The 16,169-nt window shown below is 65.1% G+C and carries 16 protein-coding genes; 7 read left to right on the plus strand and 9 right to left on the minus strand.

Features of this window, described 5'->3' with window-relative positions; genetic code table 11:
* Window positions 1-69: 69 nt before the first annotated feature.
* The 6 genes from NJ4_RS11390 to NJ4_RS11415 all read right to left on the minus strand — a co-directional run bounded on the left by NJ4_RS11390 (window position 70) and on the right by NJ4_RS11415 (window position 5,874).
* Window positions 70-696 carry a CueP family metal-binding protein gene (locus tag NJ4_RS11390; protein WP_217996835.1) on the minus strand — a complete coding sequence of 209 codons (627 nt, stop codon included), beginning with the start codon at window positions 694-696 and terminating at the stop codon, window positions 70-72.
* A 27-nt stretch (window positions 697-723) separates the two neighbouring features.
* Window positions 724-1,581, minus strand: a complete 858-nt coding sequence (locus tag NJ4_RS27045) for a DUF3152 domain-containing protein (RefSeq protein WP_322787619.1) — start codon at window positions 1,579-1,581, stop codon at window positions 724-726.
* On the minus strand, window positions 1,578-2,429 hold the full coding sequence (locus tag NJ4_RS11400; RefSeq protein ID WP_067434636.1) for a F510_1955 family glycosylhydrolase: 852 nt from the start codon (window positions 2,427-2,429) through the stop codon (window positions 1,578-1,580). The genes NJ4_RS27045 and NJ4_RS11400 overlap by 4 nt, the downstream gene beginning before the upstream one ends.
* A 69-nt stretch (window positions 2,430-2,498) precedes the next feature.
* Entirely contained in the window at window positions 2,499-3,095 is a 597-nt protein-coding gene (locus NJ4_RS11405; RefSeq protein ID WP_067434640.1) for a DUF305 domain-containing protein, read from the minus strand.
* Window positions 3,096-3,181: 86 nt separating this feature from the next.
* The gene (locus NJ4_RS27170) at window positions 3,182-3,628 is read right to left on the minus strand and encodes a DUF6153 family protein (RefSeq protein WP_407668054.1); all 447 of its coding nucleotides are present in this window, start codon (window positions 3,626-3,628) and stop codon (window positions 3,182-3,184) included.
* Between the two features lie 80 nt (window positions 3,629-3,708).
* Window positions 3,709-5,874 carry a heavy metal translocating P-type ATPase gene (locus NJ4_RS11415; RefSeq protein WP_082748446.1) on the minus strand — a complete coding sequence of 722 codons (2,166 nt, stop codon included), beginning with the start codon at window positions 5,872-5,874 and terminating at the stop codon, window positions 3,709-3,711.
* 201 nt (window positions 5,875-6,075) lie between these two features.
* On the opposite strand from NJ4_RS11415, the gene NJ4_RS11425 reads away from it, so the two are divergent.
* Complete coding sequence (locus NJ4_RS11425) at window positions 6,076-7,083, plus strand: DUF4192 domain-containing protein (protein WP_067434650.1); 1,008 nt, start codon at window positions 6,076-6,078, stop codon at window positions 7,081-7,083.
* Between the two features lie 613 nt (window positions 7,084-7,696).
* Here NJ4_RS11425 and NJ4_RS11430 read toward each other — a convergent pair.
* Together NJ4_RS11430 and NJ4_RS11435 are read right to left on the minus strand one after the other, a co-directional pair.
* Window positions 7,697-8,974, minus strand: coding sequence for an MFS transporter (locus NJ4_RS11430; protein WP_217996836.1), 1,278 nt, complete (start codon window positions 8,972-8,974; stop codon window positions 7,697-7,699).
* A gap of 37 nt (window positions 8,975-9,011) precedes the next feature.
* Window positions 9,012-10,361, minus strand: coding sequence for an FAD-dependent oxidoreductase (locus NJ4_RS11435; protein WP_067434652.1), 1,350 nt, complete (start codon window positions 10,359-10,361; stop codon window positions 9,012-9,014).
* Window positions 10,362-10,380: 19 nt separating this feature from the next.
* On the opposite strand from NJ4_RS11435, the gene NJ4_RS11440 reads away from it, so the two are divergent.
* Together NJ4_RS11440 and NJ4_RS11445 are read left to right on the plus strand one after the other, a co-directional pair.
* Window positions 10,381-11,292: a helix-turn-helix domain-containing GNAT family N-acetyltransferase gene (locus NJ4_RS11440; protein WP_245644539.1), complete on the plus strand. Its 912-nt coding sequence runs from the start codon at window positions 10,381-10,383 to the stop codon at window positions 11,290-11,292.
* Window positions 11,293-11,300: 8 nt separating this feature from the next.
* The gene (locus tag NJ4_RS11445) at window positions 11,301-12,413 is read left to right on the plus strand and encodes an ArsO family NAD(P)H-dependent flavin-containing monooxygenase (protein ID WP_067434658.1); all 1,113 of its coding nucleotides are present in this window, start codon (window positions 11,301-11,303) and stop codon (window positions 12,411-12,413) included.
* A 33-nt stretch (window positions 12,414-12,446) separates the two neighbouring features.
* Here NJ4_RS11445 and NJ4_RS11450 read toward each other — a convergent pair whose 3' ends face one another.
* Window positions 12,447-12,800: an ArsR/SmtB family transcription factor gene (locus NJ4_RS11450; protein ID WP_067434662.1), complete on the minus strand. Its 354-nt coding sequence runs from the start codon at window positions 12,798-12,800 to the stop codon at window positions 12,447-12,449.
* A gap of 128 nt (window positions 12,801-12,928) precedes the next feature.
* On the opposite strand from NJ4_RS11450, the gene arsB reads away from it, so the two are divergent.
* The 4 genes from arsB to trxB are packed head-to-tail and all read left to right on the plus strand — an operon-like array spanning window position 12,929 to window position 16,072.
* Window positions 12,929-14,014: an ACR3 family arsenite efflux transporter gene (gene arsB, locus NJ4_RS11455; protein ID WP_067434665.1), complete on the plus strand. Its 1,086-nt coding sequence runs from the start codon at window positions 12,929-12,931 to the stop codon at window positions 14,012-14,014.
* Entirely contained in the window at window positions 14,011-14,643 is a 633-nt protein-coding gene (locus NJ4_RS11460) for an arsenate-mycothiol transferase ArsC (RefSeq protein WP_067434668.1), read from the plus strand. The genes arsB and NJ4_RS11460 overlap by 4 nt, the downstream gene beginning before the upstream one ends.
* A 17-nt stretch (window positions 14,644-14,660) precedes the next feature.
* Entirely contained in the window at window positions 14,661-15,077 is a 417-nt protein-coding gene (locus NJ4_RS11465; protein WP_067434670.1) for an arsenate reductase ArsC, read from the plus strand.
* A gap of 11 nt (window positions 15,078-15,088) precedes the next feature.
* The gene (trxB, locus tag NJ4_RS11470; RefSeq protein ID WP_067434673.1) at window positions 15,089-16,072 is read left to right on the plus strand and encodes a thioredoxin-disulfide reductase; all 984 of its coding nucleotides are present in this window, start codon (window positions 15,089-15,091) and stop codon (window positions 16,070-16,072) included.
* Window positions 16,073-16,169 lie beyond the last annotated feature (97 nt).

Below are 16,169 nucleotides of genomic sequence, written 5' to 3' on the forward strand. Positions count from 1 at the left end.
ATCGATTCGTGAGCAAGGCATCGGACGATGGGACCGCCGACAGCGCAGCGGGTCGGCCCCAAGTTTGGGTCAGGCCAATCTCACTGTGGTGAGGCAGGTGGGATCGTCTGTGCCTGTCGCGATGTCCGCTTCGCCACTCCTGCCGTCGTGGGTGATCTTTATGGTGCCTTTGATGTCGCGGGGCAGCCAGAAGCCAACGAACCCATTTTCGAACGTCGTGACTGTCTTCTCCACCAGGACCTCGTCGTTGGTTTCGTCGACGATCTGCACCTCGACCTCAGTGGAGGCGAGCTCTCCCGTGCAGGTGGTCAGCGAGTGGTTGTAGCACTCGTGGGTTTGATTGACGTATGGCGCGACCGAGAGGTAGAAGGCGTCGTCTGGAATTGCGATGCTGACCTCGTCGCCACCGGACGACAGCACCAGTTGGTCAGGGCGCACGGATGCGATCAGGTCTTGTGGCCGCTCTGATCCACCAAGCCGGTCGAGGTGGTCAATGATTTCGACTACGTCATCCATCCCGCTCATGCCATGCGCGCTGAGCAATTGATCTGCGTCTGCGGCGGTTGCCCCTGTTGCGGACCCGGCCGCGCCGGTTGCGGTGGTGTCAGAGCTGTCGTCGGTAGTCGAGCAGGCGGTCAGGCCCAACGCGGCTACAAGGCCGAAGGTGCTGACGAGGTTTCTGATGCTTCTTCTCACGTACGTGTTCCTTTGATGGGGAGCTGGCTAGTGGGGCGGGCCATCTGCGGGCCAGGGGTTCGGGGAGCAACCCTCCATCCTGAGGGTCTGCTGCAGCATGACGGGGGCGGGCGTCCCGGGTTGCGGGCAGGACTGGTGGGGGTATCCGAGCGCGTGTCCTGTCTCATGGTTGATGACGTACTGGCGATATTCACGAAGTGGCCGCTGGAACGGCTCTGCGCCGAAGAACCACCGCTTGGCGTTGATCACCACCCGGTCCTCGTTTCGGCACGAGACTTCTCCTTTTGTGTCGAGGGGCGCGCACAGTTGATCGACGGTGTCAGGTGTGGCGAGCAGTATGCGTATCTCTTCGCCGCTGGCAACGCGTTCGAACTCGTGGTCGCCGACGCTTCGCCATCCCCTGTCGTCTGCAAGCGTCTGGTCGACGATTTTGGCGAACTTGGCCGGGTCAACGTCGAGCCCTTCTTCCACGGCTACGGAGTAACGCAATGGTGCAGGTCCAGTGCTGGCCCCTGCGCTTGTGGCGAGCATGAACTCTCCTGTCCCTGCTTGCGGCACCTGAGGCGTCAGCGTGACCGGTGGCGCAATGGGCGAGAGCCGCGAAGGCGACGTCGCCGGCGATGGCGGCGTGTCGGCCAATGACGATTTCGTCGTGTTGGCGGGTGCTGGTTGCGACGAGTTCCAGAACGTGAGCGCGCCGGTGAGCGCGATGACGCCAGTTGCAACTGCGAGGCCGAGCAGGATTCGGGTCGTTCGGTGGTGTGGCCGCGCACTTTCTGCTCGACGCCTGCCAACAGCGCGTGGCCTGTCCGCTCGGCGCCGGCCGACATCGGCTCGCGCGCGGCGTGCGCGGCGTGCGCGGCGTGCTCCTGGCTGTCGGTTCACGAGATGACCTGGATCAAGGGCACCCAGGTGCGTCCGACGTCCTCGGATCGGTAGATGCCCTGATCCGTGGCGGCGTGCCAATGCTGCCCCGTTACGTCGAATGCTTCCGGGTCCCCCGGAACTCGGCCAACACGATCCCAGGTCTCCCCTTGGTCGTTGCTGGAGTAGACCGATCCGTCAGCGGCGAGTCCGGCAAGCTGATCGGACGTGGGCCATCCCAGGAAGACCAGCGGAGGTGCAGAGTCGAGAGTGATCGAGGTCGAGTCGACTCCACGCAGTTGCAGTTTCCCTTCAGGCGATGAAGTGAGGACCTCTTGTGTGTTTGAGGGGTTGATGACGAGATCAATGACCGGCTCCTCGGCCACGACCGACCAGTTCTTGCGATCTGTCGCAGTCAGCAGCCGGCCAGTCACCGAGTCGAAGGCATAGATACGGTCTCCCACCACGTCGAGGGCGTGGAAGTCAGCCTCGCCCTTCAACGAAACGCTCGACCAGGTGCTGGCTGCGTCAGTCGATTCGATCATTCCGAGATGAGGTGGAAGGTCTTCCCTCATGTCGGGGTGGCCGCTTCCCAGGAAGTGGTCGGGCCCGATGATGGTGAACGCCATGGTGTCCTGCCATCGATCGGCGATCCTGGCCAGGGAACCGTCATCACCAATGCGGATGACTCCGAAGTGGGTCGCGGCATAGAGCATCTGGTCACCTGGGTTGACTCCGAGGCCGTGGACGTGACCCAGCGACTGGACCTCCGATGTGGCGGGCGCGGCGGGCTCCTCTTCAGCGGCGCAACCGGTGGTCAGGATGAGCGCGCCGATCGCGAAACTGGCGAGCAGATTGCGGGCAAGCATGATTGTTCCTGTCGATCAAGGCATGAAGGGTTGGGGCCGACCACATAGGTGGTCGACCCCAAGGGGCGATCAGGACCCGAGCAGGTCCTTCATGGTCGTGATCTCGGTGTCTTGCGATGTCGCGATCGACTCTGCGAGTTCGACCGCGGGCCCAAAGACGCCTTGTTCTTGTTCTGTTTTGGCCATCTCGATGGCACCTTCGTGGTGTTCGATCATCATTTCCAGCCACATCCGCTGGAAGTCAGCGCCGCTGGCAGCCTCGAGCTTGGCCATGTCGTCGGCCGACATCATTCCGGGCATGTCAGCGTCCATTTCCATGTCGCCGTGCGCGTTCGCGTGGTCGCGCGAAGTCTCGGGAATGGGCTTGTCCCACTGGGTAAGCCAGTCGACCATCTGCTCAATCTCGGGGGCCTGTGCCGCACGGATGCCCTCGACGAGCTCGGCGACCTCAGGATCCAGCTCGCGGCCCTGAGTCATGTCAACCATCGACAGTGCCTGGGCGTGGTGCTGCATCATGTCGGTGGCGAACGTGACGTCAGCGTCGTTGAACTTGCTTCCGTCAGAAGCAGTGCGTGTCTCGGGTGTGGGTTCGTCGTCACTGCCACATGCGGTGAGCAGAGCCAGGGCGAATACGACTGTAAATAATGCTGCAAGCTTCTTGATCATTGATGCTCCTTGTTGGTCTGTTGGGAAACGTGATGGGCATGCCAAGGACTCGACCGCACCTGGGGCACAGTCGAGTCGGGCGCCCATCAGTTCCGTAGGACCGACAGTTTGTAGATGCAAGGAGGATCTGGATCGCGCGCGGCGGCTTGCGGGATCGGGGCCGACCTTGGAGCACGTTCTCGAAGGAGGACCAATCCGCGGGGTGGCCCGCGCAGGAGCCGCAGCAGCAAGAGCCCCACGAGCAGGACAGCCAGGCACAGGCCCACCATCGTCATGGCCCCGTCGCCGTCGTCATCCGGCTCGGCGGCACTACTCAGCGTGGCCTGCTCTGGAGCGGTCTCGCTTGCGTGGCTCACGTCTCCTGCGTGAGCCATGAGCGTCATCTGCGTTGCGCCTGTGTCACTCACCGCGTGTCCCGCGGTGCCGTGGCCGCCGAGGCCATGCATGGCGAACAGTCCCAAGAACACGCCCACAAGAACCAGCAGGCGTGCTGCAGGTCGGTGCGGGGCGCTCCAGCGAGCGTTTCGGGTCATCGCCAGCAGTCTAGTTGGCCTCCCTTTGGGGACAGTAGGTGACTTCACTGGATGTGGGTCAGATGGACGGGGTGCGGCGTTCAGTTGGACGCCGCGCGGTTCAGAGTCCTCGCCGCGCTCTGTTCAGGCGTCAGGTCCAATCTGCGTAGGAGTTGCGCGTTCAGGGCCACGACGACGGTGGAGGCGGACATCAAGATCGCTCCGACGCTCATCGGCAACACGAACCCGACCGGTGCCAGGACACCTGCGGCGAGGGGAACGCTGATGAGGTTGTATCCAGCTGCCCACCAGAGGTTCTGTTTCATTTTGCGGTATGCCGCATTCGACAGTTCGAAGATCGACAGCACCGAACGCGGATCCGAACTGGCCAGGATCACCCCGGCCGAGCCGATCGCCACATCTGTGCCTGCGCCGATAGCGATACCAACATCGGCCTGCGCCAGGGCTGGAGCGTCGTTGACGCCGTCGCCGACCATGGCCACCTTCCGGCCTTCACGCTGGAGTTCGGCAACCTTGGCTGCCTTGTCTTCGGGCCGCACACCGGCGAACACCCGGTCGATGCCGAGTTCAGCAGCGACTGTTTCAGCGACCGCCTGGGCATCACCGGTGATCATCACGACCTGCGCGCCCACTGCATGGAGCGCGTCCACTGCGTCGTGTGACTCGGGGCGGATTTCATCGGCCAGGCGCAGGGCGCCGATCACCTCACCGTCGGCGACGACGTGCAAGATGATGGCGCCCTCGGTGCGCCACTTGTCGGCGATCGGCAACTCCGGCAGGCCGTGGTGCTCCAGCAGATACGGTCCTCCGACCTCAACCACGGAGTCATCGACCCTCGCGCGGACGCCAACTGCCGGTGAGGACGAGAATTCCGCGTACGCCGGAACGTCCAGGCTCCGGTGCTTCGCAGCGCCGGTCACCGCTCTTGCGAGCGGGTGCTCGCTGTCGCTCTCGGCTGCGGCAGCAAGTGACAGGACCGCGTCTTCGGAGTACCCATCGATTGGCTCGATGCCGGTGACGGTCGGCTCGCCCTTGGTCAAGGTTCCGGTCTTGTCGAAGAGCACGGCGTCCACCGTGCGCATGGATTCCAACGCCAGGCGATCCTTGATCAGCACGCCACCGCGAGCCGCGCGTTCGGTCGCGATCGACACCACGAGTGGGATCGCCAGGCCCAGTGCATGCGGGCACGCGATTACCAGCACGGTGATCGTGCGTACGACGCCGTCATCGGGCAGCCCGACGAGTGTCCACACGATGGCGGTGATGACCGCGGAGCCCAGCGCGAACCAGAACAGCCAGCCGGCTGCGGTGTCGGCGATCCGTTGCGCACGCGAGGAGGAAGCCTGCGCATCCGCGACAAGCTTCTGGATGCCAGCCAACGCGGTGTCATCACCGATGGCGGTGACTTCCACCCGCAAGCCGGAGTCGGTGGCGACCGTTCCAGCGACCACTGACTCTCCCACCTCTCGGCGTACGGTCTTGGACTCGCCGGTGACCATGGACTCGTCCATGCTCGCGCTGCCGTCCACGATTTTGCCGTCGGCAGGGACCGCTGCCCCGGGGCGAACGATGACCACATCGCCCACTGCCAGGTCCGAGGGAGCAACCTTCACGACGGCGTCGCCGTCGACCTTCTCGGCCTCATCGGGCAACAGCGCGGCCAGGGAGTCCAACGCGGAGGTGGTCTGGGCCAGCGAGCGCATCTCGATCCAGTGCCCAAGGAGCATGATCACGACCAGCAGGGCCAGCTCCCACCAGAAGTCCAGTTGATCGTCCAACACATCCAGCGTGGAGCCCCACGAGGACACGAACGCGACAGTGATGGCCAACCCGATGAGCAACATCATCCCGGGCGTGCGCGACCGAATCTCCGAGACCGCGCCCGTCAGGAACGGCCAGCCGCCCCAGACGTAGAGCACTGTGCCCAGGATCGGCGAGACCCACTGGACCCATTCACCATCTGGTAGGTGATAGCCGACCAGGTGGGCGAACATCGCGTTGAATGCCACCACGGGGACCGCCAGGACCAGCATGATCCAGAACAGTCGTCGGAACTGGCCCACGTGGTCGCCGTGCCCGGAGTGGCCGCCGTGTTCGTGGTGCTCGCCGTGGCCCTCGTGCGCAGAGGGGCCATGCTCGTGATCCCCAGGGGCGTCCCGAAGGTCTGCGCTGCCTGCCTGGTGGCCAGCATGATGGCCCGCCTCATCCGTACGGTGTTCGTGCTGATGATCGCGATGCATACTCATACCACGAAGGTATACCCCCCCTGGGTATATTTCCACCAAGCGCCACTGCGAACGGGATCACCGACAAGATCCAGACGGCGACAGAAAGGCCCGCAAGGCCTTGCGGAAATCCTGTCGCGCCACAAAGGGTGCGTCGATCACTATTACGACATCTGATGTGAGGGCTTTCAGCCTCTGGATCGGACCGCGCACCTGACAGGTATGACCCTCTCCATCCACTCCCCCGACGAACTGATCGCCGCCATTCCGCACCTGCTCGGGTTCAAGGCCGAGGAGTCGATCGTGTTCGTACCTCTCCGCGCGGATCTCCCCCTCGCCCGCGTCGACCTACCCACCACTGCCAGCCAACGCAACGAGGCCTGGGGCGCCATCCGCGGAGCGTTCAGTCGCTACGCCCAACCCGGTGCCAGTGTCGCCATCGTCTGCATGACTCACGACCAACAGGCCGCCGATCTCATTGGCCACGACTACGCCGTCCGACTCGCCAGCATCGGCATCGACACACCACTCAAGCTGTCCGCCGATGCCACCGACTGGTACGACCTCGACAGCGGCGAATCCGGCGTCCAGAGCGAAGGCGCCCGCAATCGACTGGCCGCCACCACCGTGCTGGCCGGGCGAGCACATCCAGTGAGCGATCGTGACGCGCTCGCCACGTCGCTGGTCGGCGACCGCGAGCCGGTCGCACAGTTCCTGCTCAGGACGCGGGACGAGTCCGCACAGAGGTCACCCGGGCAGGACGAACAGTGGGCACTCGGGCGGCTCCAGCAGTTTCAGGCGGACGGTGTCCGGCTCAGCGACAGCGATGCAGCCCGGCTACTCGTGACAGTCGAGTCCATCCCGGTGCGTGACGAACTCTGGAACGACATGCGCCGCGACAACGCGAACTCTCACGTCGCGCTATGGACCGACCTGACCAGACGAGCGCCAGACGAGGTCCGCGCCGGCCCCGCCTCGCTGCTGGGCTTCGCCGCCTGGCAGAGCGGGAACGGCGCTATGGCGTGGTGCGCCCTCGACCAAGTACCCAAGGACAAGCGGTACGTCCTCGCCGACCTGGTGGCCGCAGCCATCCAGACGGGGATGCACCCTCGCGAGTGGGAGGCAGTCAAGGCCGCCCCACCGCAGCGCGAGGTGGAACGAGGATCCGACTTCATCCTGGGGCACGCACGGGCTCAAACCGGCCCCACTCGGCCCGCACCTGGAATCTGAGGAGCAGGTCATGAAGTTCACCTACCGGCCCAGTCGCCCATCCAGCCGGCTGGAACGACTGCTGGGGCGTCTCGCGGGTGACCGACCACAAACGCCCAAGCCCAGATTCCCGATCGACCTTGTCTGCAACGCGGACGTAAGAATCGATCCGCCGCACAGCCGAGATGACGACAGCTAACGCCGGTGCTGTCCTCCCGAGCGCTGATGACAGTGCGTCGCTGCATCAGGGAGGCTTCTCCCGGACCAGATTTAAACGTGAACCCTCTGGACAAGATCGGAGGCCCATTCCCAGCTACCGCAAACCTCGGGTCCCTCTGGAAAACCTCGGATTGTTGAGGAGGCTCCCCATCGGACGACTCCAACTCTATCGGAACGCCATGGAACCGTTGCCGGTAGTTTCTGATGCCTTTCCGATGACGGGTCGAATCCATCGGTAAGTCGATGATGTCGAGTTCGGGGTAGGTCCACCGAACGGCGCCCGTCGACCTCTGATGGGCCGCTGCGCCCCGCACCGATGGGGCCGTGGGCGGCGAGGAGATCCACCCGGGCTCGTCGATATGGGTCGCTCACGGGTGGGGCAGACGGCGGCCGCCGCTCTTGCAGCCGAGGCTGGCTACGCGGCTTTGTCCGAGTGAATCGGTGGAATTTGTTGTCTCGGCATGGCCCCGAGCATCAGCACCGCGGCTACCGCAGCCAGCCCCGCGAGCACCAGGAACGCGTCGGCGTACGAACCCAGCAGGTGCGCCAGCGCTGCGCCCGCGAACGGTGCAACAGCTGATGCGGCCAATGCGGGTGCGGTGAGGATGCCGTTGAGTCTGCCGTAGGCCGCGGGTCCCCATCGATCGGTTACGGCGGTGGCTTGGACAAGCGTGTAAATGCCACGGGCCAGGCCGAGGACCATTCCGAGGACAATGAGCACCCCGACCGAGTACGGCGCCAACGCGAGAGCAGCGGTGCCGATGGCCACTGCGGCCAGCACGATGACGCCACGTGCGGTCACCGACGTGGCCGCGGCGAATCGCGCATATCCCAGACGTCCGGCCACCTGCCCGACTCCTCCCAGCCCTAGTGCGACGGCTGCGAGGTTTCGGCTCATGCCCTGCTCGACCAGCATGGGCACCATGTTGATGACCACCGCGAAGACAGCCAGGGCCGTCATGGCATTGGCGATCGTGAGAAGCAGGAACGGGACACTGCGAGCCACATTGACGGCCTGAGTTTCGGCGTTCGCCGGTCCCCTCGCACTGCTCTCTGCCCCGACTGGGGCAGTTCGCCACGGACGGTCCAGTCCCCACCAGTGCAACGGAACGGTAATGAAGACAAGGCCTGCGAGGAGAACCAGGTAGGCCTGGCGCCATCCCAGCCAGCCCTCCAGAGCTGAGGCGAGCGGCGCGAACACTGTGCTGGCCAAGCCGGCCACGAGGGTCAGGGTTGTCAGGGCGCGAACCCGCTTCGCTCCGCCCCAGTGGGTCAGCGCTGCGAACGCCGGTGGATACAGGGTGCCGGCCATGGCGACCCCGGTCAGCACCCAGCCGATGTAAAACAGGGGCAGGTTGGGTGCCAGCGCGATCGTGGCCACGCCGGGGATGGCGACCAATGAAGCGGCGGTCATTACCTTGCGGGGACCGAAGGCGTCGAGGTGTCGACCGACCCAGATGCCGACACCGCCAGAGACGAACTGTGAGAGCGAGAAGGCTCCGGTGATCGCAACTCCGGGCCATCCGGTGTCGGCGGTGATGGCACCTTGTAGTGCCGCGAAGGCGTAGTACAGCACGCCCCAGGAGACGATCTGGACGGTGCTGAGCACTGCGACCACGCGCCGCAGCCCGGCGCTGTCGAGGGCTCCGGGCTGCGGGTCGACCGACTGGGCGTCGGTCCAGGTTCCGGTCACCCCGCGACCGTCTCGCACCGGGGGGCCGTCGCGGGTCTCACTGGCCGGGGCGGCCCAGGCTGATCAGTTCCGGCTCGGATGCCGGGGCTCCGCAGCAGCCGCCTGTCGAGGCCACTGCGTCCGGGGCGTCGAACGCGCCGGCGCCGTTGCAGACGCCGGTGTCGGGGAGCACCAACTCCATCCGGCCAGCCGCTTCGAGGTCGCCGGCGAGCGCGGCTATGACGGAGCGGATCTGCTCGAATCCGGTCATGGCGAGGAACGAGGGGGCGCGGCCGTAGGACTTCATGCCGACCACGTAGAACCCCGGTTCCGGCTGGGCCAGTTCTTGATATCCGTGTCCGGGGACGTCGCCACAGCTGTGGTGGTCCGGGTGCACCAGTTCTGCCAGGAACCGTGCTGAGCCGAGGGCGGGGTCGAGGTCGAGGCGTACTTCGGAGAGGAAGCTGAAGTCGGGACGGAAGCCGGTGACGACGATGATTTCGTCGACGTCAGAGACCTGTTGACCGTCGGTGGAACCGAGCGCGAGTCGGCCATCGTCCTGGAGGTTGACGGATTCGGTGCGGAACTGGGTCACGTTGGTGACCAAGCCACTGCTAGCGGCTGCTTTCGCGTCCTGTCCGAGCTTGCCGCGCTGTTCGAGTTGGTCGTTGTCGCCTCCCCCGAAGGCATCTCCGACGCTGGGGCGTCGCAACAGCCACGAGACGCGGGTAGCGGGGTCCTGCTCGGCGAGCTGGGCCAGCCCGATCAGCACACCTTGGGCCGAGGCACCCTTGCCTGCCACCGCGACATGCTTGCCGGCGTACCGCGCAGCGACCGCGGTGTCGGTGAAGTCAGGGATCCCGTAGCTGATGCGATCAGCGTGCTCGCGTTCCCCACGTGCGGGGTAGCCATCGGCGCCCAGCGGGTTGGGGCTGGTCCAGGTGCCGGAGGCATCCACGACCGCGCTGCCCAGGAGTCGCTGGTGGCCTTCAGGCCCGTGCACATGCACAGCGAAGGGGTCGTTCTCTCGTCCGGAGTCGACTAACAGGTCGCGTCCGGCGCGGCTCACGCCGGTCACCTGCGTGTTGTAGTGCACGCTTCCGTTTGTCGAGGAGTTCAGCAGGTTGGCCAGCGGCTGGAGATAGGCCTCGCGCCACTCGGAACCGGTGGGGTAGTCGCTGTCGTCGGGGGCGGTCCACGTGCCGGTGGCTTCGAGGAGTCGACGGGCGGCGGGGTCGATGAGTTCCAGCCACGAGGAGAAGAGTCGCACGTGGCCCCACTCCCCCACAGCCGCTCCGGCATCGCCACCGGCTTCGACGACGATGAAGTCCATGTCGCGCTCGGCGGCGTTCGCTGCCGCGGCCAACCCGATGGGCCCGGCGCCGATGATGATCACGGGTAGCTGCATCTCAAACTCCTCAGTCGTCTTGCATCGACGGACGTCGATAGAGAAACAGTATCGACCTAGATCGATGGATGCAAGGTATTCTTCGGCCATGACCATCTCTGGCCCTGCAGCGCTCAGTCTTGACCGCACGAACGCGGAGCACTTTGCTGAGTGGTTCGCCCTGCTCGCCGACCCCACTCGGGTGCAGCTGCTCCACACCCTGTCGACCTCGCCCTCGGGGGCGATGCGGATCGGCGACCTGGCCGAAGCGCTCGGCATCAGTCAGTCCACCTGTTCTCACCACTGCCAGGTGTTGAGGAAGGTCGGGTTCGTCGTGGTCGACAAGGTCGGTACCTCCAGCATGGTTTCGGTCAATCCGGCTTGTTGCACCGGATTGCCGCATGCTGCCGACGTCGTGATGGGCACGTTGTCTGCACCACCTTGTTGCCCCTCGGATCTTCCTGTCGATGTGGCCACACGTCCGGTGATCGACGAGGACATGGCCGCTGTCGTCGCCATCTATGCCGAAGGCCTTGCCACTCGCAACGCCACCTTCGAGACCGCGATCCCGACCGCCGAGCAGTTGCGCAGCAAGTGGCTGCCGGGGATGGCGTGGGTCGCCGAACTCGGAGGTCAGGTCGTGGGCTGGACGGCGATCCAGCCCGTCTCGGAGCGTGCGTGCTACGCCGGAGTGGGCGAGACCTCCGTCTATGTCACTGAGACCGCTCGCGGTCGTGGCGTCGGGAAGGCATTGCTGTTCACCCAGGTCAACGAAGCCGACCAAGCTGGCCTGTGGACACTGCAGACCTCGATCTTTCCGGAGAACCGTGCCAGTCTCGCGCTGCACCGTTCCGCCGGGTACCGAACCCTGGCAGTGCGGGCTCGCATTGCTCAGCTCGACGGCGTCTGGCGTGACACCGTCATGCTGGAACGTCGCAGCGACATCAACTGATCCGCCAGATGACGACACCTTCCCTCCCGGACGACGTGTCTGTCGTCGTCATCGGCGGCGGACAAGCAGGACTGGCCACCGGCTACTACCTGCGCAGGGCCGGCCTGGTGCCCGGCGATGACTTCGTCATCCTTGACGCAGCCGAACAACCAGGTGGCGCCTGGCCACGCATGTGGGACGGGCTGCGGCTCTTCTCCCCCGCGACGCACTCCTCGCTTCCGGGGTGGATGATGCCGCCCTGGGACGACGCCGCCCGGGGATTTCCCACTCGCGACCACGTCGTGGACTACCTGAGGCGCTATGAAGAGCGCTACGGATTGGCAGTGCAGCGACCCTGTCAGGTCACCGCGGTCGGTCGGTCAGCCGACGCCGACCCGACCCATCCACTCATGGTCCGCACGCGGCAAGGCGACGTATCTGCCCGTGCGATCGTCTCGGCTACTGGCACGTGGACCCGTCCCTTCTGGCCGCACTACTCGGGCGCGGACACGTTCACCGGACAGCAACTGCATACCGTGCAGTACCGCCGACCCGAGGACTTCACCGGACGGCGGGTCGCGGCCGTGGGTGGCGGGAACTCAGGCGCACAGGTCCTGGCCGAAGTCTCAGCGATCACCGACACCTTGTGGGTGACCAACCGGCCGCCACGCTTCTTGCCCGACGAGGTCGACGGTCGCGCCTTGTTCGCCGCGGCAACCCAGCGGGTTCAGGCGTTGCACGATGGAACCGATCACCCGGGTGTCGGAGGTCTGGGTGACATCGTCATGGTTCCCAGCGTCCGTGCTGCTCGGGAGCGTGGCGCACTCAAGGCGGTCCCGATGTTCAGCCGCCTGACGCCGACTGGTCTGATGTGGCCAGATGGCACGCACCATGAGGTCGACGCCATCATCTGGTGCACCGGGTTCCGGCCCGCGCTCGGGCACCTCAGGGGTCTGCGTCTCGGAACCGCGGGCGGGCATTATCGTCTCGGCGGGCCAGCAGGCACCCAGTCCCTGAATGAACCACGGCTGCACCTGATCGGGTACGGCGACTGGGCTGGCGCAGCGTCAGCGACCCTGATTGGGGCTGGGCGGACCGCACGCGATACGACCCGCGTCGTACTGGACCAGCTGCGTAGGTAGAAGCCGCACTGTCTTGGGTTGTTGCCGGATACGTCAGCTCGTCGCAGCAGGCGTTCGAAGCACATCCGCGAGTTGATCGAGCGCACCGGGCACCAAGGCATAGAACGACCATGTGCCCCGCTTGCTTCGCGTGAGCAATCCCGCATCGACCAGGATCTTGAGGTGGTGCGACACGGTCGGCTGCGACAAAGCGACCGGTTCGGTCAGGTCGCAGACGCAGGCCTCGCGGTCCTCGTGCGCGGCAACAATCGACAGCAGCCGCAAGCGCGTCGGATCCCCGAGGGCCTTGAACTTGGCCGCGAGCGTCACCGCGCCGTTGACGCTCATCGCCTCACCGACGATCGGCGCGCAGCATGGGTCGAGAGTTTCGATCACTTCAGTGGCCATGGCCCCAGTATGACCCATGCATTGACAATCGTCGATGGACCGCTACTGTTTGTCTTGATAGACGTTCATCGATGAATATGAACGCGGGGTGAACAACCCCGCGAACGCCCAGCCGCCAAAGGACCACCGTGACCCAACAGACCCAGACGCCGAGCAACGACGCCGACGTCATCGCCAAGCTCTCGACACTCGACAGGTACCTGGCCGTCTGGATCGGCGTCGCCATGGCGGTCGGCCTCATCCTCGGACGCACCTGGCAGGGGCTGGTCGACGCGTTGGAGTCGTTCACCGTCGGGTCGATCTCGGTGCCGATCGCCATTGGCTTGCTGGTGATGATGTACCCGGTGCTGGCCAAGGTCCGCTACGACGAGACCCGCCGCGTCACGGGTGATCGCCGGTTGCTCGGCGCGTCACTGGTTTTGAACTGGCTGGTCGGTCCAGCGCTCATGTTCGCCCTCGCCTGGCTGCTTCTGCCCGACCTGCCCGAATATCGCACGGGTCTGATCATCGTCGGTCTCGCCCGCTGTATCGCGATGGTCATGATCTGGAACGATCTGGCCTGCGGCGACCGTGAGGCCGCCGCCGTGCTGGTGGCGATCAACTCGGTGTTCCAGGTCTTCGCGTTCGCTGCCCTGGGCTGGTTCTACCTCCAGACGCTCCCCGGTTGGCTGGGCCTGTCGACCACGAGCGCCGAGTTCTCGATCGGCGCGATCACCGCAAGCGTGCTTGTCTTCCTGGGCATCCCACTGCTGGCCGGCTTCCTCACCCGCGTGGTGGGCGAACGGACCAAGGGCCGTGACTGGTACGAGGACACGTTCCTGCCACGCATCAGTCCGTGGGCGCTCTATGGCCTGCTGTTCACGATCGTGTTGCTCTTTGCACTGCAGGGTGACGCCATCACCAGCAATCCATTCGACGTCGTACGCATCGCGCTACCACTCCTGCTCTACTTCTCGATCACCTTCGTCGTCGGCATGTTCGTCGGCCACGCCTTGCGCCTGGGCTATGCCAAGACCGCCACGCTCGCCTTCACCGCGGCCGGCAACAACTTCGAGCTCGCCATCGCGGTCGCCATCGGCACCTTCGGCGCCACGTCAGGCCAAGCACTCGCGGGCGTCGTCGGCCCCCTCATCGAAGTGCCCGTCCTCGTCGGCCTGATCTACGTGGCCCTGTGGTCACGCCGCTTCTTCACCCCCACCGGAGACCAGACATGAGCACCCTTCACCATGACGGCACCGCCCCCACTGCGCACGAAGCCACCGTCGATGACTTGGCCTATGCGTACGACGGCGTCTTCGACCGCGCACACGTTGAGCGGGCAGTCACGACCGCCCGCGAATCACTAGAACCAAACGCGGCCATCCGCATCTATCTGCCGATCCTCGTGCGCCGCTATGCCACCGAACTGCTGGCCGCCGAAGCTCAAGCGAGCGGCGTACGACTCAAGGCAGTGCCGGAGATCCTGTTCGTGTGCGTCCACAATGCCGGGCGCTCTCAGATGGCGGCCGCGATCGCCGAACATCTCGCACCCGGTCGCGTTCACGTCCGTTCGGCTGGATCTGCTCCGACCGGCGAAATCAACCCCCAGGCCATCACGGTGCTCGCCGAGCGTGGCATTGACCTGACGACCGCTTACCCCAAGCCGTTGACCGACACGGTGCTACACGCCGCCGACATCATCGTGACGATGGGCTGCGGTGACACGTGCCCGATCTTCGCGGGCAAGCAATACCTCGACTGGGATGTCGACGACCCCGACGGCGCCACCCTCAACCAGGTCCGCGACATCCGCGACGACCTCCAAGGACGCATCACCAGCCTCCTGCGCGACCTAAACCTCTGACTACGAAGGACATCCACATGACCGAAACCAATCGACCTAGCGTCATGTTCGTCTGCGTACACAACGCAGGCCGCTCCCAGATGGCCGCCGGGTTCCTGACCCACCTCGCCGGCGACAAAGTCGACGTCCGCTCCGCCGGCTCCATGCCCGGCAACCAGATCAACCCCGTGGCCGTAGAAGCCATGAACGAGGTCGGCATCGACATCACCGGCGAACAACCAAAGAAGCTCACCGACGACGCCGTCGCCGCCTCCGACGTCGTCATCACGATGGGCTGCGGCGATGAATGTCCCTACTTCCCCGGCAAGCGGTACGAGGACTGGGTCTTGGTCGATCCCGCCGGACAGGGCATCGATATCGTCCGCGAGGTCCGCGACGACATCAGGGCCCGTATCGAGGCCCTCATCGACTCCCTTGTCCCTGCTGGTCAGTGAGAACCCTGAGCATGAGTAGCGTTCGTAATCTCATCATCATTGGGTCCGGACCTGCCGGCTACACCGCTGCAATCTACGCCGCGCGAGCCAATCTGGCGCCTCTAGTCTTCGAGGGTTCGGTGACGGCCGGCGGCGCCCTGATGACCACGACTGACGTGGAGAACTTCCCCGGATTTCCCGAAGGAATCATGGGTCCGGTACTCATGGACAACCTCCGTGGTCAGGCGGAGCGTTTCGGCGCCGAGCTCGTCGCCGACGATGTGACCGAGGTTGAGTTGACCGGTGACGTCAAGGTCGTTCGGCTCGCCGACGGCACCGAGCATGCGACGCGCGCCGTGATCCTCGCGATGGGTTCGGGCTACCGCAAGCTCGGTATCCACCACGAGGACGAGCTGTCCGGGCACGGCGTCAGCTGGTGCGCTACCTGCGACGGCTTCTTCTTCCGCGAGCAACACATCCTCGTAGCCGGAGGCGGCGACTCGGCACTTGAGGAGGCCACGTTCCTGACCCGCTTCGCCAGCAAGGTCACACTCGTCCACCGTCGCGACTCGCTGCGCGGCTCCAAGATCATGCAGGAACGCGCGCTCGCCAACGAGAAGATCGAGATCGCGTGGAACTCCGAGATCGCCGAACTGCACGGCTCGAGTGCCCTGGAGTCCGTCACCTTGCGCGACACCGTCACAGGCCAGATCAGGCCGCTGGACGCCACCGGCCTGTTCATCGCCATTGGTCACGACCCGCGCTCGAAACTCCTGCACGGACAGATTGATCTGGACAATGAAGGCTACGTGCTCGTGCAGCCTGGTTCCACCGCCACCAACCTCCCCGGCGTCTTCGCAGCCGGCGATCTGGTCGACCACACCTACCGCCAGGCCATCACTGCCGCCGGCACCGGCTGCTCGGCCTCACTGGACGCCGAGCGCTTCCTCGCCAACCTCGAACACGCCGGCGCCTCTGGAAGGGATCCGGCTTTCGTCGGGGAGCCCACCGCGTAAACCCAAAGAACCCAATCCTCGCAAGAACGACGGATCGTTCGAGCTCAATTACGACATCTGATTTGAGGGTTTTCAGCCCCTGCCATGTCATGTCGTC

Origin of the sequence: Nocardioides jensenii JCM 1364 = NBRC 14755 (assembly GCF_001552535.1) — a bacterium.
Lineage (GTDB): Bacteria > Actinomycetota > Actinomycetes > Propionibacteriales > Nocardioidaceae > Nocardioides > Nocardioides jensenii.

Coding starts and splice junctions, on each gene's coding strand:
- NJ4_RS27170 (WP_407668054.1), bottom strand. CDS start 3,628: ATGACCCGAAACGCTCGCTGGAGCGCCCCGCACCGACCTGCAGCACGC.
- NJ4_RS11415 (WP_082748446.1), bottom strand. CDS start 5,874: ATGAGTATGCATCGCGATCATCAGCACGAACACCGTACGGATGAGGCG.
- NJ4_RS11405 (WP_067434640.1), bottom strand. CDS start 3,095: ATGATCAAGAAGCTTGCAGCATTATTTACAGTCGTATTCGCCCTGGCT.
- NJ4_RS11460 (WP_067434668.1), top strand. CDS start 14,011: ATGAGCACCCTTCACCATGACGGCACCGCCCCCACTGCGCACGAAGCC.
- NJ4_RS11450 (WP_067434662.1), bottom strand. CDS start 12,800: ATGGCCACTGAAGTGATCGAAACTCTCGACCCATGCTGCGCGCCGATC.
- NJ4_RS11435 (WP_067434652.1), bottom strand. CDS start 10,361: ATGCAGCTACCCGTGATCATCATCGGCGCCGGGCCCATCGGGTTGGCC.
- trxB (WP_067434673.1), top strand. CDS start 15,089: ATGAGTAGCGTTCGTAATCTCATCATCATTGGGTCCGGACCTGCCGGC.
- NJ4_RS11425 (WP_067434650.1), top strand. CDS start 6,076: ATGACCCTCTCCATCCACTCCCCCGACGAACTGATCGCCGCCATTCCG.
- NJ4_RS11445 (WP_067434658.1), top strand. CDS start 11,301: ATGACGACACCTTCCCTCCCGGACGACGTGTCTGTCGTCGTCATCGGC.
- NJ4_RS11465 (WP_067434670.1), top strand. CDS start 14,661: ATGACCGAAACCAATCGACCTAGCGTCATGTTCGTCTGCGTACACAAC.
- NJ4_RS11400 (WP_067434636.1), bottom strand. CDS start 2,429: ATGCTTGCCCGCAATCTGCTCGCCAGTTTCGCGATCGGCGCGCTCATC.